The following is a 20,655-nucleotide window of genomic DNA, read 5'->3' as shown; positions in this document are numbered from 1 at the left end:
GCACATGGCACGAACCGAACAGACCGACGGAGGCGCGAACAGCGGTGCCGCGACGCCGATGATGGCGCAATATCATGTGTTGAAGGCCCAGGTGCCTGATTGCCTGCTGTTCTACCGGATGGGCGATTTTTTCGAGCTCTTCTTCGACGATGCGAAGGCCGCCGCCGCCACGCTCGACATCGCGCTCACCGCGCGCGGCACGCATGACGGGCAGCCCGTCGCGATGTGCGGCGTGCCGGTCCACGCGGCCGAAGGATATCTGGCGCGGCTGATCAAGGCCGGGCACCGCGTCGCCATCGCCGAACAGACCGAGAGCCCGGCGGAGGCGAAGAAGCGCGGCGGATCCAAATCGCTCGTTGCCCGCGGAATCGTGCGGGTCGTCACCGCCGGCACGCTGACCGAGGAGTCGCTGCTCGATGCGAAGGCCGCCAACTGGCTGGTCGCGCTGGCGGAGGCGAACGGCGAACTTGGCATGGCGGCAGCGGACATCTCGACCGGTCGGTTCGAGATCGGCTGCGTGCCGCGCGGGCAACGCGACGCCGAACTGGCGCGGCTGTCGGCGGCCGAGATCGTCGTTCCCGACACGCTTGAGGACGCCCCGGACGGCGCCTATCCCTGCCCGCGCGCACGTTTCGATGCCGCAGCCGGCGAGGCCCGGATGAAGTCGCTGTTCGGCGTCGCCACGCTCGACGGCTACGGCGCCTTCTCGCGCGCCGAACTGGCGGCGGCGGCGGGGCTGCTCGCCTATCTCGACAATGCCGGCCAGGGCACGCTGCCGTTCCTGCAACCCCCGGAGCGTCGCCAGGCCGCCGGCCATATGCTGATCGACGCCGCGACGCGCGAAAGCCTGGAGCTGACGCAGGCAAGCGACGGCGGCCGGCGCGGCAGCCTGCTCGACGCGGTCGACCGCACCGTGACGGGGGCCGGCGCACGCCTGCTCCGCGCGGATATCGCCGCCCCACTGACCGACCGGACCGCAATCGAGGCGCGGCTCGATCTGGTTGGGTTGTTCGAGGCGGACTCAGGTCTGCGCGATGCAGTGCGCCGCGCACTGAAGGCGCAGCCCGACATCGGCCGCGCGCTCGGCCGGATCGCCGCCGGCCGCGGTTCTCCGCGCGACGCGGGGCAGCTCCGCGATGGGCTGGCGGAGGCGCGCAACCTGCACGACCGGCTCGAGCAGATCGACCATCCCCCCACGCTGCTCGCGTCGCTGCTGCCCCGGCTGACCGGGCACGGTGCGCTCGTCGATCAGCTGTCCCGTGCGCTCGTGCCGATGCCGCCGGTCGATGCAGACAAGGGCGGCTACATCGCGGAGGGTTACGACGCCGCACTCGATACGCTCCGCGCCTCCGGCGGCGACGGCCGGCGCGCGATCGCGGCGCTGGAAGCGCGCTACCGGACCGAAACCGGCATCGCGACGCTCCGCATCCGGCACAACGGCGTGCTCGGCTATCATGTCGAGGTCGCCGCCCGCCATGCCGACCCGCTCATGCAGGCCGAGTCGGGCTTCACCCATCGCCAGACTTTGGCCGGTGTCGTGCGGTTCAACGCCGCCGACCTGCACGACCATGCGATCAAGGTGGCGCAAGCCGGTGCGCACGCCCTGGCAGCCGAGGCGGCACATTTGGAAGAACTGACGCAGGCGGTGCTCGACCGCCGCCACGCAATCGCGGCGACTGCCGACGCACTTGCCCGGCTCGACGTCGCCGCCGGCCTGGCGGAACGCGCGGCCGAAGGCGGCTGGTGCCGCCCGACGCTGGTCGATCACAGCTGCTTCGAGATCGTCGGCGGGCGGCATCCCGTCGTCGAGCAGGCGGTCGCGCGTGCCGGCGGGCGGTTTGTCGCCAACGACTGCTCTCTCTCTGAGGACAGCCGGCTCTGGCTCGTCACCGGTCCCAATATGGGCGGCAAATCCACCTTCCTGCGACAGAATGCCACGATTGCGGTGCTGGCGCAGTCGGGCAGCCCGGTCCCCGCCACCTCCGCGACGCTAGGACTGGTCGATCGCCTGTTCAGCCGCGTCGGCGCGTCCGACAATCTGGCGCGTGGCCAATCGACCTTCATGGTCGAAATGGTCGAAACCGCTGCGATCCTGGCGCAGGCGACCCCGCGCAGCTTCGTCATCCTCGACGAGGTCGGGCGCGGCACATCGACCTATGACGGCCTCGCCATCGCCTGGGCGGTGGTCGAGGCGATCCATAACCGCAACCGCTGCCGCTGCCTGTTCGCGACGCATTATCACGAACTGACGCGGCTGGCGGAACGGCTCGATGCGCTGACGCTCCACCATGTCCGTGCGCGCGAATGGAAGGGCGAACTGGTCCTACTGCACGAACTGGTCCGCGGACCGGCGGACCGCAGCTACGGCCTCGCGGTGGCCAAGCTCGCCGGACTCCCCGCCGCGGTCGTGACCCGCGCCCGCGCGGTGCTGGCCAAGCTGGAGGCCGGACGGAACGCAACCGGCGGACTGGCGGCGGGGCTGGACGACCTGCCGCTGTTTGCGGCCGCCGCGGCGGCGGAACCGAAGGTCGATCCGCTCCATGCCGCGCTCGCCGCGACCGACGCCGACACGCTCAGCCCGCGCGATGCACTCGAACTGGTCTACCGCCTGAAGCTGCTGCTGGAAAACGGCGCGGACTGATCGCCCTGGACCCTTGTCGCGGCCCATGCGGTGCCCACATGACAGTGACGCCGACCGACAGGAGATGCGCCGTGCCCCGCCCCGCCGATTTCGTACCGCCGAAGAACCTGTCACCCAACCCCCCGGTCCCGACACCCGAGCCGATCCATCCAGAGTCGGAAAGCGGCGGCCCCAAGGGCCTCGAGCCCACCCGCTACGGCGATTGGGAGAGCAAGGGCATCGCCTGGGACTTCTGACCCGTCAGACAGTCTCGCTCTTCAGCGGGCGTGCCAGCAGCCGATCAACGACCTCCTGCACGCCCAGCCGCCCCGCCAGCAACGCACACACCGCCGACACGATCGGCATATCGACGCCGACCTTTGCGGCGGCTTGCTCCAGAACCGGTGCCGTGGAGGCCCCCTCCGCCACCGTTCGCCGGTCGGCCAGCAAGGCGGCGGCCGACTGCCCCAACCCGAGCCCCCGTCCCAGCGAGAAGTTGCGCGAGCTGACTGAGGAACAGGTCAGCACCAGGTCGCCCAGCCCCGACAGCCCGGCCAGTGTTTCGGACCGCGCACCCCGCGCCAGTCCGAACCGCGTCATCTCGGCAAACCCCCGGCCGATCAGCGCCGCCCGCGCATTCTGTCCGAGCCCCGCCCCCTCCACGACCCCGCACGCGATCGCGAGCACGTTCTTTACCGCCCCGCCGATCTCCGCCCCGATCACGTCGTCGCTCAGATAGGGCCGGAACCCCGGCCGCGCGATCCGCCCTGCCAGCATACCCCCCAACGCCGCATCCTCGCACGCCAGCGTCACCGCCGTCGGCAGCCCATCCGCCACCTCATGCGCAAAGGTCGGTCCCGACAGGACGGCTACCGGCGCCCCCGGTGCGGCCTCCGCCGCGACCTCCGACATCAGCATGCCGGTCCCCGCCTCGATCCCCTTCGCGCACAGGATACGCGGCGCCGTCCCGGGCACCTGTGCCAGCAACCCGCGCAGATGCTGCGCCGGCGGCACGACCAGCACCAGATCACATGCGCCCAGCGCTTCCAGGTCCCCCGTCGCGCGGATCGTGTCCGACAAGGGCCGGTCCGGCAGATAGACCGGGTTCCGCCGTGTCTCGTTGATCGCAGCCACGACCTCAGGCTCGAATGCCCACAACAGCACCGGTTCGCCGTCCTGGGCGATCACCTGCGCCAGCGCAGTCCCCCACGCACCCGCACCCAAGATCCCGATCATGCCTTCACCCCCGCACCACGTGCCTTTTCCGCCGACGGATCCAGCGGCCAGCGCGGACGCGCGGCGATATCGAGCGGATCGAACAACCCGGCCGCAAACCGTTCCGCCCCGGCCCAGCCGATCATCGCCGCATTGTCGGTGCACAACCACAAAGGCGGCGCCACGAAACGCAGGTCCGCCGCCGCCGCAACGGCCTGCAACGCACCCCGCACCGCCCCGTTCGCCGCTACCCCGCCAGCCACGACCAAAGCGGTCGCACCTTCAGCATGGACCAGCGCCCGCCGCGTCCGATCGACGAGACAATCGACGACCGCCTGCTGGAACGACGCAGCGATATCGTCGGCATCATGCACCCCGGCATCCCGCGCCCGCAAAACCGCGCTCTTCAACCCGGCGAACGAGAAATGCGGGTCCGGCGACCCGAGCAACGGTCGCGGCAACGGTACCTTGCCGGCATCCCCCCGCCGCGCCGCGATCTCGACCGCCGGCCCGCCAGGAAACCCCAGCCCGAGCAGTTTCGCAGTCTTGTCGAACGCTTCCCCCGCCGCATCGTCGATGGTCGTCGCCAAGCGGCGATAGCGGTCGACCCCCTCCACGAACAGCAACTGGCAATGCCCGCCCGACACGAGTAGCAGTAGATAGGGAAATTCCAGGTCTGGATCAGACAACCGCGGGCTGAGCGCATGGCCTTCAAGATGATTCACTGCAATCAACGGCTTTCCCGCAGCCAGCGCCAGCGCCTTGCCCGTCACCAGCCCGACCATCACGCCGCCGATCAACCCCGGCCCCGCCGTCGCCGCTACCGCATCGACATCGCCCAGCGTACACCCCGCATCGGCCAGCGCCGCTTCCACCAGCGGCATCAGCATCTCGACATGCGCGCGCGCCGCGATCTCGGGCACCACACCGCCATAAGGGCGATGCGCCGCCTCCTGCCCGGCCAACCGGTGCGACAGGATCGTGCGATCGCCCTGCACAAGCGCCGCCGCCGTTTCGTCGCAGCTCGATTCCAGGCCTAGGATCAGGGTCATGGGGGCTTTTGCCACGCGACCGGGATTGCGTACAGGGCACGGACCGAATTGCGGAGCATCCGCTTACCGATTAGGCGGTTCGCATGATTTTGCCGCTCCGCCTAGGAACCCGTGGATCGCCGCTTGCCCTGACGCAGGCGCGCATGGTGGTCGCAGCCCTCACCGCCGCCCACGACCTGGCACCGGACGCGATCACCATCGTCCCGATCCGTACGTCGGGCGACCGGATCCAGGACCGGGCACTGGCCGAGGTCGGGGGCAAGGCACTCTGGACCAAGGAACTCGACCGCGCACTGTTCGACGGCGACATCGATTTCGCGGTCCATTCGATGAAGGATGTCGAAACCGTCCGCCCCGACCGGATCGTCATCGCCGCAATGCTGGAGCGCGCCGACGTCCGCGACCGGCTGATCGGTGCCGAAACGGTGTCCGCCCTCCCCCCCTCCGCCTGCGTCGGCACTTCGTCGCCGCGTCGCGCCGCACAACTGGCGCGGGCCCGGCCGGACATCCGGACCGTCCTGTTCCGCGGCAACGTCGCGACACGGCTTGCGAAGCTGGGGGCAGGCGAGGCGGATGCGACGCTGCTCGCCGCGGCGGGCCTGGACCGGCTGGGCCACGACACAATCGGCCACGCCATCGCGACGTCCGAGATGTTGCCCGCCCCCGCGCAAGGTGCGGTCGGTATCGAGACGCTGGGCGACGCGCAGGATATCCGCCTGATGCTCGCCGCAGTCGATCACCGGGACACAAGCCTGGCGGTCGTCGCCGAACGTGCCTTCCTTGCGGAACTCGGCGCGGATTGCCGGTCCCCCGTTGCCGCGCTGATGGCGCGCGACGGGACCGACTGGCGGTTGCGTGCGCAAATCCTGTCGATGGATGGTACGCTTTGCGAGTCCGGCGAGGCGATCGTGGCCGGGGACGATCCCGACGCTCATGCCGCAATGGCCGCGAACCTTGCCCGGGCGCTGCTGGACCGGGCACCGCCGGCGCTGCGCACGCTCTTCGCGCCGTGAAACTGCTTGTCCTGCGGCCGCAGGTTGGGGGTGACGCCACGGCGGCCCGCGCTGCCCGACTGGGGTTTGACCCGGTAGTGGCACCGCTGTTCCACTACCGCAGCCTGCCTTGGTCGCCGCCCGATCCCGCAACAATCGATGCCCTTCTACTGACCAGCGCAGCGGCGGTCCGACTGGGGGGCGACGCGCTGGCGCAGTACCGGACGTTGCCGGTCCAGGCCGTCGGCACCGCGACAGCAGACGCGGCCCGCTTGGCAGGGTTCACCGACATTACCACCGGTCCGAAGGACGCCGCCGCCGCCGCTGCGATGCTGGCAACGCAGGGCCGCCGCGCGATCCTGCACCTCTGCGGTAAGGACCATTTCCCGATCGAGCACCCTCTGCTCACGATCCGACATGTTGCGGTCTACGTCGCGGAAGCGGTTCAGTGCCTGCCCACTGCCGCAGTCTTGGCGCTCGACACCCGTGCGGTCGCCCTGCTTCATTCCCCCCGTGCCGCTCGCGTCTTCGGTGACTTGCTAGAGCGTGCTGAACGTTCGCGCGGTACGGTCCAAATCGCTTGTTTCAGTCAAAATGTCGCAGATGCGGCTGGCGGCGGGTGGGCAGGGGTGGGGATCGCGGACAGCCCGACCGATGATGCTCTCTTTGCGGCGGCGCGGATGTTGTGCGATCAGGACCGGAACGGGACGCTGGAGCGGTGATGAACGACGATTGGGATCAGCCCGCACCTGAAACGAGACGGTCGCGTACGTGGCTCTGGGTTCTGCTCACCCTCCTTGTCACGCTCGTCGTCGGTGCGGTGCTCGCTGTCTATGTGTTGCAACGGTCGCAGCCCGCACGCCGACTGACCGGCCTGGAACCTGCTGTGGCGGCAAATCCCGTGGTCATCCACGACGCACCCGTTCCACGATCCGTGACGCAAGCCGCAGCCGCAACGACCGATCTGGTGCGTCGGGTCGAACGGACCGAACAAGGGATCGCCCAACTCGCCGAACGCACCACCGAAAGCTCGAGCAATGCCGAGCGTGCCGAGGGGCTGCTCGTTGCGTTCGCGGCGCGCCGTGCGCTCGATCGCGGAGCGCAGCTGGGTTACATCGAAGGGCTGTTGCGCGAACGGTTCGGCGGGGGGCAGCCGCAGGCTGTGGCGACGATCCTGTCGGCGTCGCGCCAGCCGGTGACGCTGGAGGAACTGCAGACCGGTCTGGACGAGATCGCGCCGACGCTGCTGGCGCGTGGAACGGATGACAACTGGTGGCAAGGCGTACGGCGCGAACTCGCGGGGCTAGTCGTCGTACGCCGTGCGTCCGTGCCGTCAATCGCGCCTGTCGATCGCCTGACACGGGCTCGTCGCCAGCTTGAGTCCGGTCACGTCGACACCGCCCTGGCGGAGATCGCCCGGCTCCCCGGCCGGGCGCTGGCCGGTGCATGGATCGTCAAGGCACGGCGTTACGTCAGCGCGCGGCGAGCTCTCGACATTGTCGAGACCGCCGCCCTGCTGGCACCGCACCGCCCGATTATCCCCGCGGCCATCGTTCCGCCTGCCGCTCCGATCGTAGCAGGATCGGAACCGACGGCACCGGCTGACGCCGCTGTAGCAACCGACACCGATCAGTCCGAGCCCAACTGACAAGGGCGTTCCGACTTGCACCCGCCGTCGGCGGAGGGCAGTTGAACGGAATGTCCACGCCCCCGCTCAGAGCAACCGTTATCCCGGTCACCCCGCTCCAGCAGAATTGCACGCTGTTATGGTGCACCGCCACGATGCGCGGTGCCCTCATCGATCCAGGCGGCGACCGTCCTCGCCTGATCGCCGCGGCGAAGCAGCACGGCGTCACGGTCGAGAAGATCCTCCTGACGCACGGCCATATCGATCATGCCGGGGCGGCCGGCTTGCTGGCAGAGGAGATCGGCGTGCCGATCGAAGGCCCGCAGGAGGCCGATCGTTTCTGGATCACCCGCCTGGAGGAGGATGGTCGCACCTACGGGATCGAAGGCAAGCCCTTCGAACCCGATCGCTGGCTTGAGGATGGCGATACGGTCACGATCGGCGACCTGACTCTGGATGTCTATCACACGCCCGGCCACACGCCGGGTCATGTCATCTTCCACCACGCGCCGTCCCGTTTCGCGCAGGTGGGCGACGTATTGTTCCAAGGATCAATCGGCCGGACGGACTTTCCGCTGGGCGATCACGATACGCTGATCGGCTCGGTCGTAACCAAGCTCTGGCCGCTCGGCGACGAAACCACATTCGTTTGCGGTCACGGCCCGCCATCCACTTTCGCGCACGAGCGCCGTACGAACCCGTTCGTGGGTGACGCCGCCCTTAGCCGCTAGCGGCAGGTTTGCTCAGGGTTTAGCTAACCACGCCGTACAGGAGCAGCGCGCCCCAAACGATTAGCGCGATGGTCACCAGAAACGTGATCAAAATGCCGCCGGCCCGAAACGGGTTTGGCACCGGCCGTTCCATCCCGAACGCATGCGCGACTCGCGCCAGAACCAGCGCGATACCCAACCCAAACAGGATCTGCGAGGCGCCGACCCGCATTTCGATCAAGCCAATGAGGATCAGGGCAAGCGGTACATACTCAAGAAAATTCGCCTGCGCCCGCATCCGCGCAGTGAGCAGCGGATTGCCGCCGTCGCCGACCGAAACCTTCGCCCCCAGTCGCGCTTTTCCGGTCCGGAAGGCGAGCCAGAGATTGATCAACGCGAACGCAACCGCGAACATCAGCGTATAGGTCAGCGTCACGTCATATCCTTGCCCGTTTGGTACCGAGCCTGTCGCACGCGGTCGCTACGCTTGCAACTCGAAGCCGAATCGCTATAGGTCCGCGGCTCTCGACGAGCTTTGCCCGATCGACCCGCGGTTCCGGTGTGAACCGATGGTTGCGTGGCGCAGAGCGCGTTGCTTCTTAGTTTCGACAGATATTGGAACAGGTGCCGAAATGGCCGTCCCTAAAAGAAAAACCTCCCCGTCCAAGCGCAACATGCGCCGGAGCCACGACTCGCTCACGGTCGCGTCGTTTCAGGAATGCCCGAACTGCGGCGAACTGAAGCGTCCGCATCACCTGTGCAATTCCTGCGGTCACTATAACGGGCGCGAGATCGTCGCGATCGAAGCCTGATCCGACGGCATTGATCAGATGGACGACCGTCCTTCGCAATACGGACGATCGGTCACCACACCGGTGCGGATCGCGCTTGATGCCATGGGTGGCGATGCCGGCCCGGCAACAATGGTCGAAGGGGCAGCGCTTGCTGTCCGCGCAGATCCGAATCTGACGATCACATTGTTCGGCGACGCAGCCGGGATCGAGCGGGAACGCGCGCGTTTTCCGATCCTGGCCGATCGTTCGAGCATCGTTCACGCTCCCCACGTCATTTCCGGTGAAGACAAGCCGAGCCAAGCCATCAGACGGGCGAAAGATAGTTCGATGGGACTGTCGATTGCTGCCGTAAAAACTGGCGAGGCCGGAGCAAGCGTATCGGCCGGCAACACCGGCGCCTTGATGGCGATGTCCAAGCTGGCATTGCGGACAATGCCTGGGATCGATCGGCCGGCGCTGGCGGCGCTGTTGCCCACGCTTGGCGACAACGACCTTGTCCTGCTCGATCTTGGCGCCAACACCGAATGCGACGCACGGAATCTGGTGCAGTTCGCCGTGATGGGCGCGGCCTACGCCCGGACCGTGATGGGCCTCCAACGGCCACGCGTACGGCTGCTCAACATTGGCACCGAAGAGCTTAAAGGCACGGACGAACTTCGTGACGCTGCGCAGGCGCTGCGCGACGCGACCGACCTGCCGATCCAGTTCGACGGTTTCATCGAAGGCGACCGTCTCGGCCGCGGCGAGGCGGATGTCATTGTGACGGACGGCTTCTCCGGCAACATCGCGCTGAAGTCGATCGAGGGTACCGCGCGGTTTGTTGCCGACCTGCTGCGGCGCGCGTTTGCAAGCTCGATCCGGTCCAAGATCGGGTTCCTGATTTCCCGCCCGGCCACCGAACTGCTCCGCCATCATCTCGACCCGAACAATCATAATGGCGCGGTCTTCCTCGGCCTCAACGGCATTGTTGTGAAAAGCCACGGCGGCGCCAGTCCGCAGGGTGTTGCCAACGCAATCGGCGTTGCAGTGAAACTGGTCGAGGCTGACATCACCCGGCTGGTGACCGAGGACCTTGCATCGATCCGCTCGCCGATCATCACCGGCGGCGGAAAGTGACGGACGGGCCGAGCGTTCGTCGCGCACGGATTGTCGGAAGTGGTTCGGCTCTACCGGTCCGCCGCGTCTCGAATGCGGAACTGGCCGAGACTGTCGACACCTCGGACGAATGGATCGTCGAGCGCACTGGCATTCGTTTTCGTCATATCGCCGGCGAAGGCGAGACGACCGCGACCCTCGCGACGGATGCCGCGCGCCGTGCGTTGGATGCGGCGGGCATCACCGCCGATCAGGTGGACCTGATCGTGCTGGCGACGGCAACGCCGGACCAGACTTTTCCGGCTACTGCGACAAAGGTCCAGGCCGCGCTTGGCGTGAACGATTGCATTGCGTTCGATGTCCAGGCCGTCTGCTCCGGTTTCCTCTACGCATTGTCGGTTGCGGACAGTATGATCCGTGGGGGCGCCGCCAAGACGGCGCTCGTGATCGGTGCCGAAACGTTCAGTCGGATCCTGGACTGGGAGGATCGCGGTACCTGCGTCCTGTTCGGCGATGGCGCCGGCGCGGTCGTGTTGGTCGCCGAGGACGCGCAGCCGTCCGCGCAACCGCGCGGTATCCTGTCGGTCAGCCTGCATGCCGACGGCCGCCATAACGGGCTGCTTTATGTGGATGGTGGTCCATCGACCACCGGCACGGTCGGCAAGCTGCGCATGAAAGGCCCCGAAGTTTTCAAGCATGCGGTGACCAACCTTGCGTCCGTCATGCACGAAGTTCTCGAACGGGCGGGACTCGAGATTGCGGATGTCGACTGGATCGTGCCGCATCAGGCCAATCGTCGGATTCTCGACGCCACGGCCCGGAAGCTGGGCTTGGCCAAGGAACGGGTCATCGTGACAGTCGATATCCATGCGAACACATCGGCCGCGTCCGTTCCGCTGGCCTTTGACGTGGCCGTGCGCGACGGACGGATCAAGCCAGGCGATCTGGTGGTGTTCGAAGCAATGGGTGGCGGTTTCACATGGGGCGCTGCGGCAATCCGGCTCTGACGACGGACGCACGCTTGTCTGACGACGGCGATCGATTTAGACCGCGAGAACGCACCGGCAGGGAACGAGACATGACCGATATCGACACACTGACCCGCGCCGATCTCAGCGATCGGGTGCATGGCGAAATTGGTCTCGCACGCGCTGACGCTGCTCGGATCGTCGAGAAGCTCTTGTCCGAAATGTGCGGCTCCCTTTCTCGTGGGGAGAACGTGAAAGTGTCCGGCTTCGGCAGCTTCATCCTGCGTGACAAGGGCGAGCGCGTCGGCCGCAATCCAAAGACCGGCGTCGAGGTTGCAATCGCACCACGCCGCGTGTTGACGTTCCGGGCAAGTCAGATCACGCGGGATCGCATTGCGCGTGGTCACTGATCGAGGCGCATGACCGACGAACGCCCCCAGAAGCTTCCCACGAAATCAGCCACGGCATTTCGCACGATCGGCGAAGTCGCGACGGAACTCGGCATCGCACAGCATGTGCTGCGGTATTGGGAAGGGCGCTTTCCTCAACTAAAGCCGTTACAGCGCGCCGGGAACCGACGCCTTTATCGGCCAGCGGACGTCGATTTGGCGCGGAGAATCCATGCCCTCCTCAGTAACGAGGGGTACACGATACGCGGCGTCCAGAAGCTCCTCGCCGATGGTCCTCCCTCGATCGTCCCTGCTGTCACCGCCCCCGTCGAGCCAGCGGAGGAAAAAGTCAGCGCCAGAATCACCGAGCTGACGGCCATCCGTCAAATTCTCGTCGACGCACTCGTGGCAGACGCCGGCCATCAATGAGGCCAGAAGGCCGTCGACCCGTTGAGGGTGCTCGTTAAATAAGCGTCAGCTCGATAACGCCTATTTTTTGAGCAGGCCGTTCGCGGCATGTCTTGGGAAACCGTCCCTTCCCTAGCGAATCTGGCTGGCACGGTCTTTGCTAGTTTCGCTCCGGGGCAACGGACTGGGGCGGCCATGAAACTCGTGATTGCGATCATTAAGCCATTCAAGCTGGATGAGGTGCGTGAAGCACTGTCGCTGCTGGGTGTCCAAGGCATGACGGTAACCGAGGTAAAGGGCTTCGGGCGCCAAAAGGGCCAGACGGAAATCTATCGCGGGGCTGAGTACAGCACAAACATGGTGCCGAAGATCAAGCTGGAGGTCGCCTGCCCGGATGCATTGGCCGGCCGTGTCGTGGAAGCGACGCAGGCCGCGGCAAATACCGGGGCGATCGGCGACGGCAAGATCTTCGTCCTCGACCTCGTCGAAGCCGTTCGCATCCGGACCGGCGAAACCGGCGACATCGCGCTTTAACCCAGGGGGGTAGACCATGAACATGATGAAAAGGATCGCCGCGATAACGGCCGGAGCCGGGGCAGCCGCTTTCTTCGCGCTGCCAGCTTGGGCTCAGGACGCCGCGCTGCAGGCACCCGCCGCTGCCGCCTCTCCGCCGACCGTCGACAAGGGCGACACGGCTTGGATGATGATGTCCACGATCCTCGTGCTGCTGATGATCCTCCCGGGCCTGGCGCTGTTCTACGGTGGCCTCACGCGATCCAAGAACATGCTGTCGACGATGACGCAGATCGGCGCGGCCGCCGCATTCGCCATGCTGATCTGGGTCATGTGGGGCTACACCATGGCATTCGGTGACGGCGGCAACGCGGTCATCTCCGGCTTCGGCAAAGCATTCCTCGCGGGCGTGACTCCCGCATCGACTGCAGCGACCTTCACTTCCGGTGTCGCGATTCCGGAATATGTCTTCATCTGTTTTCAGATGACGTTCGCCGCCATCACGGTCGCGCTGGTGCTCGGGTCGGTTGTCGAGCGGATCAAGTTCTCGGCCGTCATGGCGTTCGCCGCGGTTTGGCTGACGATCGTCTACTTCCCGATCGCACACATGGTGTGGGCATCGACCGGCTACTTCTTCGTGCTCGGTGCGCTGGATTTCGCGGGCGGTACGGTTGTGCACATCAACGCCGGCGTCTCGGCTCTGGTTGCGGCGATCATCCTGGGCAAGCGCATCGGCTACCCTACGGAGCGCATGGCACCGCACTCGCTGACCATGACCGGCATCGGGACTGGCCTGCTGTGGGTAGGCTGGTTCGGGTTCAACGCCGGGTCTGCGCTGGAGGCGAACGGCTCCGCTGCTCTCGCGATGATCAACACCTTCGTCGCCACCGCCGCCGCGGGCCTCGTCTGGATGCTCGTCGAGCGGGTCAGCGGACACAAGAGTTCGGCACTCGGCTTCTGCTCGGGCATCATCGCCGGGTTGGTCGCGGTGACCCCCGCGGCGGGCAACTCGGGACCGTTCGGAGCCATCGTGCTCGGCGCGGTCGCCAGCATCGTCTGCTACTATGCGGTTGCGGTGCTGAAGCCGAAGCTCGGCTATGACGATGCGCTCGATGCGTTCGGGATCCACGGCGTCGGCGGCATTGTCGGCGCGATCGGGACGGCCATCGTCTACGCTCCGTCGCTCGGCGGGCCGGGTGCTGCGGATTACGACATGGGGGCGAAGCTGATTGTGCAGTTGATGGCGGTTGGGACCACGATCGTCTGGGCTGCGGTCGGCACCGTCATCGCGATCTATGTTGCCAAGCTGCTCACCGGCCTACGGGTCTCGGTGGAGGTGGAGCGCGAAGGCCTCGACCTCGGCGAGCATGGCGAGCGCGCCTACAATTATTGACCAGTTCGGGGATGCCCGCAGCGGCATCCCCCCAAGAGGTTCCTCCTGCGAACGACTGAGCCGGCGGCTAACCCCGCCGGCTTCTTTTTGCCTTCTGCGGTTAATCCTCACTCGGGCGTCAGCAGGCTCCGCACCGGCGTCAGGTCATAGCCCGCCCCGCCCGCGCGTTCGAACAGGGTGGCGGGTGCATCGCCCAGCCGGGCACGCGCGACGGCCCAGAGCAGCGTCGAGCGGGTGCCGGAGCGGCAAAAGGCCAGGACCGGACCGTCGGCACGGCGCAGGACCTTGACCGTCGCGTCGATCATTGTCTCCGTCATGCTCGCCTGCCCCATTGGGATCGCGTGATAGTCCAGGCCGGCGGCCTTCGCGGCCAGGGCCATCTCCTCGGTCGACGGCTGGCCGGCTTCCTCGCCGTCGGGACGGTTGTTGATGACGGTGCGATAGCCTGCGTCGGCGATCGCCTGCAGTTCGTCCGGCATCAGCTGCCCGGCCACACCCATGCTGTCGTCGAGTCTGCGGTACATGACGGTCTCCTTGTCGTGTCAGCCGTTCAGCGCATCGAGGAACGCGCGGCCATAATCTTCGAGCTTGCGCGCGCCTACGCCGGAGATGCGGCCGAGTGCCGCCAGCGATGTCGGGCGTATCGCCGCCATCTCCCGCAGGGTCGCATCGTGGAAGATGACGTATGGCGGGACGCCGAGTTCCTTGGCGAGCGTCCGGCGGCAGGCGCGCAGCGTCTCGAACAGCGGGTCGTGCGGATGTTCGTCGGCGACGGCGCTGCCGCGACGTCGGGTGGCGCGGACCGCGGGTTTGACGATTGCGAGCGTTTCCTCGCCCTTCAGCAAGGCACGCGCGCCGGGGCCGAAGGAGAGGCCGCCATAGTCGTCGGAGCGGAGCGCATCGCGGGCAAGCAGCGCGCGGGCGACGGGCTTGATCAACGCCAGATCGTCGGGGGTGGCAATGCCGAAGACGGAGAGCTTGTCATGGCCGAGCGTGCGGATCTTTTCGGTGTCGCGGCCCGCCAGCACGTCGGTCAGATGTGTGATGCCGTAACGCATCTCCGTTCGAAATGCGGCGGACAGCAGCTTGCGCGCCGCTTCCGTGGCGTCGATGCTGGACGGCGGGTTGAGGCAGTTATCGCAGTTTCCGCAGGCGGCGGGCGGGTCCTCGCCGAAATGGCGGAGCAGGATCGCCCGACGGCAGCCGGCGGCCTCGACCAGCGCGCCGAGTGAGGCCAGCCGCTGGCGTTCGCTGCGCTGGCGGTCCTCACCGATATCGTCGGCGATGCGGCGGGTGGCGCGGGCAAAATCGTCCGCACCCCAGAACAGATGGGCGACGGAGGGGTCGCCATCGCGACCGGCGCGGCCGGTTTCCTGATAATAGCCCTCGATCGATTTCGGCAGGCCCGCGTGCGCGACGAACCGGACGTCGGGCTTGTCGATGCCCATGCCGAACGCGACGGTGGCGACCATCACCATGTCCTCGGACGTGACGAACGCTTCCTGGTTGCGGGCGCGGACGGCGGCGTCGAGGCCGGCATGATAGGCGCGGGTTGGGCGGCCAGTGCTCGTTGCTAGGGCGGCGGCGAGCTTTTCCGTCGCGTCGCGGGTGGGGGCGTAGACGATGCCGGGGCCGGGCGTGTCGCGGATGATCTGTGCCAGCTGGGTCGGCAGGCCGTCGCGCGGGGTGATGCTGTAGCGGATGTTCGGGCGGTCGAAGCCGGCCAGGATCAGGCCGTCGGCGGGAATGCCGAGTTGGGCCAGCACGTCGTCGCGGGTGTGGCGATCCGCGGTGGCGGTGAGCGCCAGGCGGGGGATCTCGGGATGATCCTCGACCAGCGCACGGAGCAGGCGGTAGTCGGGGCGGAAGTCGTGGCCCCACTCGCTGACGCAGTGCGCCTCGTCGATGGCGATCAGGCTGAGCTGGACGCGGTCCACCATGCGGCGGAACCCCTCGCCCGACGCGCGTTCCGGCGCGACGTAGAGCAGGTCGAGGTCGCCGGCGAGGAAGCGGCGGACTGTCTCCTCGCGGTCGTCGTTGGCGGAGGTGAGCGCGGCGGCCTTGATGCCGGCGGCGGAGGCGGAGCGGACCTGATCGTGCATCAGCGCGATCAGCGGCGAGATGACGAGGCCTGTGCCGGGGCGGGCCATGGCCGGGACCTGGTAGCAGAGCGACTTGCCCGCGCCGGTCGGCATGACGGCCAGCGTGTGGACGCCGGCCATGATCCGATCGATCACATCCTGTTGCCGGCCGCGGAAGCTGGAATAGCCGAAGGTTTCGTGGAGGACGTCGAGTGGATTGCGCACGCCGTCCACATAGGCCCGGGCGGCGGGCGTTGCCAGCGTCGTCGGTCGGGTGCGGCGGGGCGAAGTTGCGGGCGGGTTTTGGGTTGGAAACGTCGTGGCGTGGGAATGGCGGGAAACTGGGGTTTTTGCGGGTTTGGGTGGAGCGAAGTTGAGGAAGTTGCGGTGTTTGATCGGGTTGCGATCGGGTCGTACCGGCCGTGTTGGGTGTGCTGGCCTCGAGGCGAAGTTGAGGAAGTTGCGGTGTGTGGAGGGGTAAGCCGGGGTGCCGGCGGGCGGGGTAATGTTCGTTGCGATATCGTAACGAATGGATTTGGATCCCCGTGATGATCGTCTGCGGCGTTGCTCCCCTCTCCCAACCCTCTCCCCGGAGGGGAGAGGGCTTTGATGGCTTTTTGGGTAGGATTGGCTCTGAGGTTGCGTCTAGGGCGGCCCCCCACCCAACCCTCCCCCCAGTGGGGGGAGGGCTTGCTTTGGTCGGAGGTGGCTTTGCAGACCGGTGGGTTTGATGCGGCGTGGGTGAACGCTACGCTTCACCCGCCCCTGTAGGACAGCCCTACTCCGCAGCGACGGCCTCTTCCTGTTCGTTGGCCTGGCGGGACCACATGGCGGCGTAGGCGCCTTCGCGGCGGAGGAGGTCGGTGTGGGTGCCGCGTTCGACGACGCGGCCGGCCTCCAGCACGACGATCTGGTCGGCGTCGACGACGGTCGAGAGGCGGTGCGCGATGACGATGGTGGTGCGGCGGGCGGAGACGCGGGCGAGCGTTTCCTGGATGTCGGCCTCGGTTCGGCTGTCGAGCGCGCTGGTGGCCTCGTCCAGGATCAGGACGGGGGGGTTCTTGAGGAGGGTGCGGGCGATGGCCACGCGTTGTTTCTCGCCGCCCGACAGTTTCAGGCCGCGTTCGCCGACCTTCGTTTCGTAGCCGTGCGGCATCGATGCGATGAAGTCGTGGATCGCGGCACCGCGGGCGGCAGCCTCGATCTCGGCCTGCGACGCGCCTTCGCGGCCATAGGCGATGTTGTAGCCGATCGTGTCGTTGAACAGCACGGTATCCTGCGGGACGATGCCGATCGCGGCGTGCAGCGAGGTCTGCGTGACGCCGGCGATATCCTGACCGTCGATGGTGATGCGGCCGCCGGTGATGTCGTAGAAGCGGAACATGAGCCGGGCGAGCGTCGACTTGCCCGCGCCGGACGAGCCGACCACGGCCAGCGTGTGGCCGGCCGGCACGTCGAGGTCGATGCCGTGCAGGATCGTGCGATCGTCGTCATAGCCGAACCGGACATGATCGAACCGGATCGCGGCCCCGGACACGGCAAGCGCGGGGGCATCCGGCGCGTCGACCACCTCCGACGGGGTGTCGATCAGGTCGAACATCGCGCGCATGTCGATCGCGCCCTGGCGGAGCGTGCGGTAGACCATGCCGAGCAGGTCGAGCGGGCGGAACAGCTGCGCGAGCAGCGTGCTGACCAGCACCGCGTCGCCGGCCGAGAAGCGACCGCGCGACCAGCCCCACACGACGAAGCCCATGCCGCCCGCCATCATCAGGTTAGTGATGAGCGACTGGCCAATGTTGAGATAGGCGAGCGAGGTCTCGTTCTTTACCGCGGCACCGGCGTAAAGCGTCATGGCACGGTCGTAACGGCGCGCCTCGCGCTCCTCCGCCCCGAAATATTTGACGGTTTCGAAGTTGAGCAGCGAGTCGACCGCGTGCGCGACGGCACCGGTGTCGAGGTCGTTCATTTGTTCGCGCAGCTTGTTGCGCCAGTCGGTCACGACGCGGGTGTAGGCGATGTAGAGCACGACCATCACCAGCGTGGCGACGACCAGTTCCCAGCCGAACCGCGATCCGAAGATCTGCAGCACCAACCCCAGTTCGAGAAAGGTCGGCGCGATGTTGAACAGCAGGAAGTAGAGCATCGTGTCGATGCTCTTGGTGCCGCGTTCGACGACTTTGGTGACCGCACCGGTGCGGCGGTGGAGGTGGAAGCGCAGCGAGAGCGCGTGGAGGTGGCGGAACACGCTGGCCGCCAGCCGGCGGGTCGCGTCCTGCCCCACCCGTTCGAACACCGCGTTGCGCAGATTGTCGAACAGGACGCTGGCGAAGCGCGCGGCGGCATAGCCGACGACGAGCATCAGGACGAGGAACACGGTTTGCGATCCGCCGGGCAGGCCCATCGCATCGACCGCGCCCTTCAGCGCGAACGGCGCGCCGTAGACCTGCACCGCTTTCGACGCGAGGACGAACAACAACGCGACGACGATGCGGACGCGCAGCGCCGGCGAATCCTTCGGCCAGAGATAGGGCAGAAAGCGGGCGAAGGTCCGAAAACCCTTGTCGGGCATCGGCGCGGCGGGGGCGGTGTCTGGCGGCATTCCGTCTTAGATAGGGCTTTTCGCGCGCGGCACCAACGACGGCGTGGAACCGGAAAGCGCAGGGCCGGTTTCGACGCCATTCAAACGGGGCAGATGCGATGGAACCGATCCTCTACGTGCTGGCGATCATGGGCTGTGGCGACGGCCAGAGCCGGTGCGAGCAGGTGCGCGTGGAGCCGGCGCGCTACAGCTCGGTCGTTGCATGCCGGGCGGCGGCGCCTGGAGCGCTGATGCGCAGTACCGACCTGTCCTACCCGGTGGTAGTGAGCGAATGTCGCACCACGCAGCAGGTCGCGGCAGTTGCGACGCCGACGCAGACGGCGTCGCGCTGAACGGGACCTGGTTCGCAGCGAGCGTATTGCCGAGCATGGCCATTGCTGTCGGTGCCTGGGGGCTCAGCGCATAACGACATCCCTGCCCCCGTGCTCCTCGCCGTGTCGTCACGCGACCAATATCTCCGACTTGAGCCGCTCGTTGTAAACTGCGTGCGCTTCTGATCTGAAGCGCACATGACTCCCGGATCGTCGTCCCTTGCCGCCGCAATTGCCTGCCTCGCGCTGAGCGGGTGCAGCGGGGGGCCATCACGTGATGGCATCTTCAACAATATCGACGACTATGATCTTGCGATCCGCCGCCATGAGGCGGCATGGCTTGCCGCGCTCGGCCAGAACCCGACTGTCTCACGCATTGATCAAGTTGTGCGCGACCAGGGTGGGTCATGCTCGGCCGGGGATTCCGGCGGTTTCAGTTGCGCGGCAGTGGTGAAACCTCGCTGGCCGTCGGTCTTCACGCTCGCGATCCAATGGACGCTCGCGTTCGAGCGCCGGGAGAACGGGCGCGTCTCCGCAGTGCGAGCAGACCGCACGAAACTCGGCTGGGATTTATAGGGAGCTAACACTGACTCTCCCATCAGCCAGCAAGGAGTGATCGCCTCGCTTACACTCAAGCCGTGAGCGGCGATCTTAAGCGGGCGGGCCGAACAGGGCGGTACCGATGCGGACATGGGTGGCGCCGATCAGGACGGCGGTTTCGTAATCCTCCGACATGCCCATGCTGAGCCCGGCGAGGCCATGGTCGCGGGCGAGTTTCGCGAGCAGCGCGAAATAGGGGGCGGCCTCGACCGAGGCGGGCGGGACGGCCATGAGGCCGGCGACGGGTAGCTCGGCGGTGCGCGCCTGGGTGAGCAGAGCGGGCAGGTCGGCGATCGGACAGCCGCCCTTCTGTTCCTCCGCGCCGATGTTGACCTGAATGAAGCAGTCGGGCCGGCGATCGGCCTTGTCCATCGCGCGGGCGAGCGCGGTGACGAGCGAGGGGCGGTCGACGCTGTGGATCGCATCGAACAGCGCGACGGCGGCGTCGGCCTTGTTCGATTGGAGTTGGCCGACGAGGTGGAGCGCGATGTCGTCCTGCCCCTCGCGCAACGCCGGCCATTTCGATTCGGCTTCCTGGACGCGGTTCTCGCCATAGGCGCGGTGGCCGGCGGCGATCAGCGGGGCGATCTCGTCCGCGCTGCGCGTCTTGGTGACGGCGATCAGCGTGACCGGGTGCGGCGCGGGGCGCAGCGCGGCGGCGCGCGCGATGCGGGTGGTGGCGTCGGCCAGGCGGGCGGCGGGGGACGTATCGGAGTTCATCGCGCGCGCTATACAGGGGCCGATGCCGACGCGCCACGCCCGTACGCCAGCACTTCCCACGCTGTGGCTGATGACCGATCCGCGGATGGGCGAGGCGATGTGGCCGGCGATCGAACGGCTGCCGCGCGGGGCGGGCGTGATCTTTCGCCATTACGGCGTCGCGGGGCGGCGGGCGTTGTACGAGCGGGTGCGGCGGATCGCGCGGCGGCGGGGGCTGGTGCTGGTGCTGGCCGGGACGCCGGTTCAGGCGCGCGGCTGGCGGGCGGACGGGGTACATGGCGGGGCCGCTGGTGCGGCGCGGATCCGGACGATGGGCGCGCATGATGCGGCGGAGTTGGTGCGGGCGTGGCGGCGCGGCGCGGACTGCGTGCTGCTGTCGCCGGTGTTCGCAACGCGGTCGCATGCGGGGGTCGCGGGCCTGGGGCGGGTGCGGTTCGGGTTGCTGGCGCGGCAGTCGCGCGTGCCGGTCGTGGCGCTGGGGGGGATGGATGCGGCGCGAGCACGGGGGTTGCCGGCTTATGGGTGGGCCGGGATCGATGCGTTTCTGTAAGGGTTCGGCGAGAGCGCC

At 67.3% G+C, this 20,655-nt stretch carries 23 protein-coding genes; 16 read left to right on the top strand and 7 right to left on the bottom strand.

Features of this window, described 5'->3' with window-relative positions:
- Window positions 1-58 precede the first annotated feature (58 nt).
- Together mutS and ACFSGX_RS00720 are read left to right on the top strand one after the other, a co-directional pair.
- Complete coding sequence (mutS, locus tag ACFSGX_RS00725) at window positions 59-2,641, top strand: DNA mismatch repair protein MutS (RefSeq protein ID WP_380928185.1); 2,583 nt, start codon at window positions 59-61, stop codon at window positions 2,639-2,641.
- A gap of 38 nt (window positions 2,642-2,679) precedes the next feature.
- Window positions 2,680-2,877, top strand: a complete 198-nt coding sequence (locus ACFSGX_RS00720; RefSeq protein WP_380926717.1) for a DUF1674 domain-containing protein — start codon at window positions 2,680-2,682, stop codon at window positions 2,875-2,877.
- A 4-nt stretch (window positions 2,878-2,881) separates the two neighbouring features.
- On the opposite strand, the gene ACFSGX_RS00715 is transcribed toward ACFSGX_RS00720, so the two are convergent.
- Both ACFSGX_RS00715 and tsaD read right to left on the bottom strand, forming a co-directional pair.
- A complete protein-coding gene (locus tag ACFSGX_RS00715; RefSeq protein WP_380926715.1) occupies window positions 2,882-3,856 on the bottom strand; it encodes an NAD(P)H-dependent glycerol-3-phosphate dehydrogenase in 975 nt (324 codons plus the stop codon).
- On the bottom strand, window positions 3,853-4,887 hold the full coding sequence (tsaD, locus tag ACFSGX_RS00710) for a tRNA (adenosine(37)-N6)-threonylcarbamoyltransferase complex transferase subunit TsaD (protein ID WP_380926713.1): 1,035 nt from the start codon (window positions 4,885-4,887) through the stop codon (window positions 3,853-3,855). The genes ACFSGX_RS00715 and tsaD overlap by 4 nt, the downstream gene beginning before the upstream one ends.
- Window positions 4,888-4,970: 83 nt before the next feature.
- Here tsaD and hemC point away from each other — a divergent pair, with 83 nt between their 5' ends.
- From hemC to ACFSGX_RS00690, 4 genes are all read left to right on the top strand, one after another.
- On the top strand, window positions 4,971-5,900 hold the full coding sequence (gene hemC / locus ACFSGX_RS00705) for a hydroxymethylbilane synthase (RefSeq protein WP_380926711.1): 930 nt from the start codon (window positions 4,971-4,973) through the stop codon (window positions 5,898-5,900).
- Window positions 5,901-5,977: 77 nt separating this feature from the next.
- Window positions 5,978-6,601, top strand: coding sequence for a uroporphyrinogen-III synthase (locus tag ACFSGX_RS00700; RefSeq protein ID WP_380926709.1), 624 nt, complete (start codon window positions 5,978-5,980; stop codon window positions 6,599-6,601).
- Window positions 6,601-7,527 carry a hypothetical protein gene (locus tag ACFSGX_RS00695; RefSeq protein ID WP_380928184.1) on the top strand — a complete coding sequence of 309 codons (927 nt, stop codon included), beginning with the start codon at window positions 6,601-6,603 and terminating at the stop codon, window positions 7,525-7,527. The genes ACFSGX_RS00700 and ACFSGX_RS00695 overlap by 1 nt, the downstream gene beginning before the upstream one ends.
- A gap of 50 nt (window positions 7,528-7,577) precedes the next feature.
- Window positions 7,578-8,237 carry an MBL fold metallo-hydrolase gene (locus tag ACFSGX_RS00690; protein ID WP_380928182.1) on the top strand — a complete coding sequence of 220 codons (660 nt, stop codon included), beginning with the start codon at window positions 7,578-7,580 and terminating at the stop codon, window positions 8,235-8,237.
- Between the two features lie 19 nt (window positions 8,238-8,256).
- Here ACFSGX_RS00690 and ACFSGX_RS00685 read toward each other — a convergent pair whose 3' ends face one another.
- Window positions 8,257-8,652 (bottom strand): MAPEG family protein, encoded by a 396-nt coding sequence (locus ACFSGX_RS00685; protein WP_380926708.1) that lies wholly within the window; start codon window positions 8,650-8,652, stop codon window positions 8,257-8,259.
- 196 nt (window positions 8,653-8,848) lie between these two features.
- On the opposite strand from ACFSGX_RS00685, the gene rpmF reads away from it, so the two are divergent.
- From rpmF to ACFSGX_RS00650, 7 genes are all read left to right on the top strand, one after another.
- On the top strand, window positions 8,849-9,028 hold the full coding sequence (gene rpmF / locus ACFSGX_RS00680; RefSeq protein ID WP_157176650.1) for a 50S ribosomal protein L32: 180 nt from the start codon (window positions 8,849-8,851) through the stop codon (window positions 9,026-9,028).
- Window positions 9,029-9,046: 18 nt separating this feature from the next.
- The gene (gene plsX / locus ACFSGX_RS00675) at window positions 9,047-10,126 is read left to right on the top strand and encodes a phosphate acyltransferase PlsX (RefSeq protein ID WP_380926707.1); all 1,080 of its coding nucleotides are present in this window, start codon (window positions 9,047-9,049) and stop codon (window positions 10,124-10,126) included.
- Window positions 10,123-11,112, top strand: a complete 990-nt coding sequence (locus tag ACFSGX_RS00670) for a beta-ketoacyl-ACP synthase III (RefSeq protein ID WP_380926705.1) — start codon at window positions 10,123-10,125, stop codon at window positions 11,110-11,112. The genes plsX and ACFSGX_RS00670 overlap by 4 nt, the downstream gene beginning before the upstream one ends.
- 71 nt (window positions 11,113-11,183) lie before the next feature.
- Complete coding sequence (locus ACFSGX_RS00665) at window positions 11,184-11,483, top strand: integration host factor subunit alpha (RefSeq protein WP_157176648.1); 300 nt, start codon at window positions 11,184-11,186, stop codon at window positions 11,481-11,483.
- Window positions 11,484-11,492: 9 nt separating this feature from the next.
- Entirely contained in the window at window positions 11,493-11,891 is a 399-nt protein-coding gene (locus ACFSGX_RS00660; RefSeq protein ID WP_380926703.1) for a MerR family transcriptional regulator, read from the top strand.
- A 174-nt stretch (window positions 11,892-12,065) separates the two neighbouring features.
- Window positions 12,066-12,404 carry a P-II family nitrogen regulator gene (locus ACFSGX_RS00655; RefSeq protein WP_157176646.1) on the top strand — a complete coding sequence of 113 codons (339 nt, stop codon included), beginning with the start codon at window positions 12,066-12,068 and terminating at the stop codon, window positions 12,402-12,404.
- 16 nt (window positions 12,405-12,420) lie between these two features.
- Window positions 12,421-13,776 carry an ammonium transporter gene (locus ACFSGX_RS00650; protein ID WP_380926701.1) on the top strand — a complete coding sequence of 452 codons (1,356 nt, stop codon included), beginning with the start codon at window positions 12,421-12,423 and terminating at the stop codon, window positions 13,774-13,776.
- Between the two features lie 107 nt (window positions 13,777-13,883).
- Here the strand turns inward: ACFSGX_RS00650 and ACFSGX_RS00645 are convergent, their stop codons facing one another.
- The 3 genes from ACFSGX_RS00645 to ACFSGX_RS00635 form a co-directional block, all read right to left on the bottom strand.
- Window positions 13,884-14,300: a protein tyrosine phosphatase family protein gene (locus ACFSGX_RS00645; protein ID WP_380926699.1), complete on the bottom strand. Its 417-nt coding sequence runs from the start codon at window positions 14,298-14,300 to the stop codon at window positions 13,884-13,886.
- Between the two features lie 18 nt (window positions 14,301-14,318).
- Window positions 14,319-16,082, bottom strand: a complete 1,764-nt coding sequence (recQ, locus tag ACFSGX_RS00640; RefSeq protein WP_380926697.1) for a DNA helicase RecQ — start codon at window positions 16,080-16,082, stop codon at window positions 14,319-14,321.
- A gap of 553 nt (window positions 16,083-16,635) precedes the next feature.
- The gene (locus ACFSGX_RS00635; protein WP_380926695.1) at window positions 16,636-18,456 is read right to left on the bottom strand and encodes an ABCB family ABC transporter ATP-binding protein/permease; all 1,821 of its coding nucleotides are present in this window, start codon (window positions 18,454-18,456) and stop codon (window positions 16,636-16,638) included.
- Window positions 18,457-18,554: 98 nt separating this feature from the next.
- Between ACFSGX_RS00635 and ACFSGX_RS00630 the strand changes: the two genes are divergently transcribed.
- Both ACFSGX_RS00630 and ACFSGX_RS00625 read left to right on the top strand, forming a co-directional pair.
- Window positions 18,555-18,788, top strand: a complete 234-nt coding sequence (locus tag ACFSGX_RS00630) for a hypothetical protein (RefSeq protein WP_157176641.1) — start codon at window positions 18,555-18,557, stop codon at window positions 18,786-18,788.
- Window positions 18,789-18,965: 177 nt separating this feature from the next.
- Window positions 18,966-19,343, top strand: coding sequence for a hypothetical protein (locus ACFSGX_RS00625; RefSeq protein WP_380926693.1), 378 nt, complete (start codon window positions 18,966-18,968; stop codon window positions 19,341-19,343).
- A 75-nt stretch (window positions 19,344-19,418) separates the two neighbouring features.
- Here the strand turns inward: ACFSGX_RS00625 and ACFSGX_RS00620 are convergent, their stop codons facing one another.
- Window positions 19,419-20,087, bottom strand: coding sequence for a YggS family pyridoxal phosphate-dependent enzyme (locus ACFSGX_RS00620; RefSeq protein ID WP_380926691.1), 669 nt, complete (start codon window positions 20,085-20,087; stop codon window positions 19,419-19,421).
- Between the two features lie 22 nt (window positions 20,088-20,109).
- Between ACFSGX_RS00620 and ACFSGX_RS00615 the strand changes: the two genes are divergently transcribed.
- Window positions 20,110-20,637: a thiamine phosphate synthase gene (locus ACFSGX_RS00615; RefSeq protein ID WP_380926690.1), complete on the top strand. Its 528-nt coding sequence runs from the start codon at window positions 20,110-20,112 to the stop codon at window positions 20,635-20,637.
- Window positions 20,638-20,655 lie beyond the last annotated feature (18 nt).

The sequence above is a fragment of the Sphingomonas arantia genome (assembly GCF_042682045.1).
Classification (GTDB): domain Bacteria; phylum Pseudomonadota; class Alphaproteobacteria; order Sphingomonadales; family Sphingomonadaceae; genus Sphingomonas_R; species Sphingomonas_R arantia.
The sequence above is the reverse complement of the archived record's forward strand: the minus strand, read 5'-3'. Positions and strand labels throughout refer to the sequence as shown.

Excerpts from the sequence above, each read along its gene's own strand:
- mutS (WP_380928185.1), top strand. The coding sequence starts at position 59 with ATGATGGCGCAATATCATGTGTTGAAGGCCCAGGTGCCTGATTGCCTG.
- ACFSGX_RS00720 (WP_380926717.1), top strand. The coding sequence starts at position 2,680 with ATGACAGTGACGCCGACCGACAGGAGATGCGCCGTGCCCCGCCCCGCC.
- ACFSGX_RS00715 (WP_380926715.1), bottom strand. The coding sequence starts at position 3,856 with ATGATCGGGATCTTGGGTGCGGGTGCGTGGGGGACTGCGCTGGCGCAG.
- tsaD (WP_380926713.1), bottom strand. The coding sequence starts at position 4,887 with ATGACCCTGATCCTAGGCCTGGAATCGAGCTGCGACGAAACGGCGGCG.
- hemC (WP_380926711.1), top strand. The coding sequence starts at position 4,971 with ATGATTTTGCCGCTCCGCCTAGGAACCCGTGGATCGCCGCTTGCCCTG.
- ACFSGX_RS00695 (WP_380928184.1), top strand. The coding sequence starts at position 6,601 with ATGAACGACGATTGGGATCAGCCCGCACCTGAAACGAGACGGTCGCGT.
- ACFSGX_RS00690 (WP_380928182.1), top strand. The coding sequence starts at position 7,578 with ATGTCCACGCCCCCGCTCAGAGCAACCGTTATCCCGGTCACCCCGCTC.
- rpmF (WP_157176650.1), top strand. The coding sequence starts at position 8,849 with ATGGCCGTCCCTAAAAGAAAAACCTCCCCGTCCAAGCGCAACATGCGC.
- plsX (WP_380926707.1), top strand. The coding sequence starts at position 9,047 with ATGGACGACCGTCCTTCGCAATACGGACGATCGGTCACCACACCGGTG.
- ACFSGX_RS00665 (WP_157176648.1), top strand. The coding sequence starts at position 11,184 with ATGACCGATATCGACACACTGACCCGCGCCGATCTCAGCGATCGGGTG.
- ACFSGX_RS00660 (WP_380926703.1), top strand. The coding sequence starts at position 11,493 with ATGACCGACGAACGCCCCCAGAAGCTTCCCACGAAATCAGCCACGGCA.
- ACFSGX_RS00655 (WP_157176646.1), top strand. The coding sequence starts at position 12,066 with ATGAAACTCGTGATTGCGATCATTAAGCCATTCAAGCTGGATGAGGTG.
- ACFSGX_RS00650 (WP_380926701.1), top strand. The coding sequence starts at position 12,421 with ATGAACATGATGAAAAGGATCGCCGCGATAACGGCCGGAGCCGGGGCA.
- ACFSGX_RS00645 (WP_380926699.1), bottom strand. The coding sequence starts at position 14,300 with ATGTACCGCAGACTCGACGACAGCATGGGTGTGGCCGGGCAGCTGATG.
- ACFSGX_RS00635 (WP_380926695.1), bottom strand. The coding sequence starts at position 18,456 with ATGCCGCCAGACACCGCCCCCGCCGCGCCGATGCCCGACAAGGGTTTT.
- ACFSGX_RS00630 (WP_157176641.1), top strand. The coding sequence starts at position 18,555 with ATGGAACCGATCCTCTACGTGCTGGCGATCATGGGCTGTGGCGACGGC.
- ACFSGX_RS00625 (WP_380926693.1), top strand. The coding sequence starts at position 18,966 with ATGACTCCCGGATCGTCGTCCCTTGCCGCCGCAATTGCCTGCCTCGCG.
- ACFSGX_RS00620 (WP_380926691.1), bottom strand. The coding sequence starts at position 20,087 with ATGAACTCCGATACGTCCCCCGCCGCCCGCCTGGCCGACGCCACCACC.
- ACFSGX_RS00615 (WP_380926690.1), top strand. The coding sequence starts at position 20,110 with ATGCCGACGCGCCACGCCCGTACGCCAGCACTTCCCACGCTGTGGCTG.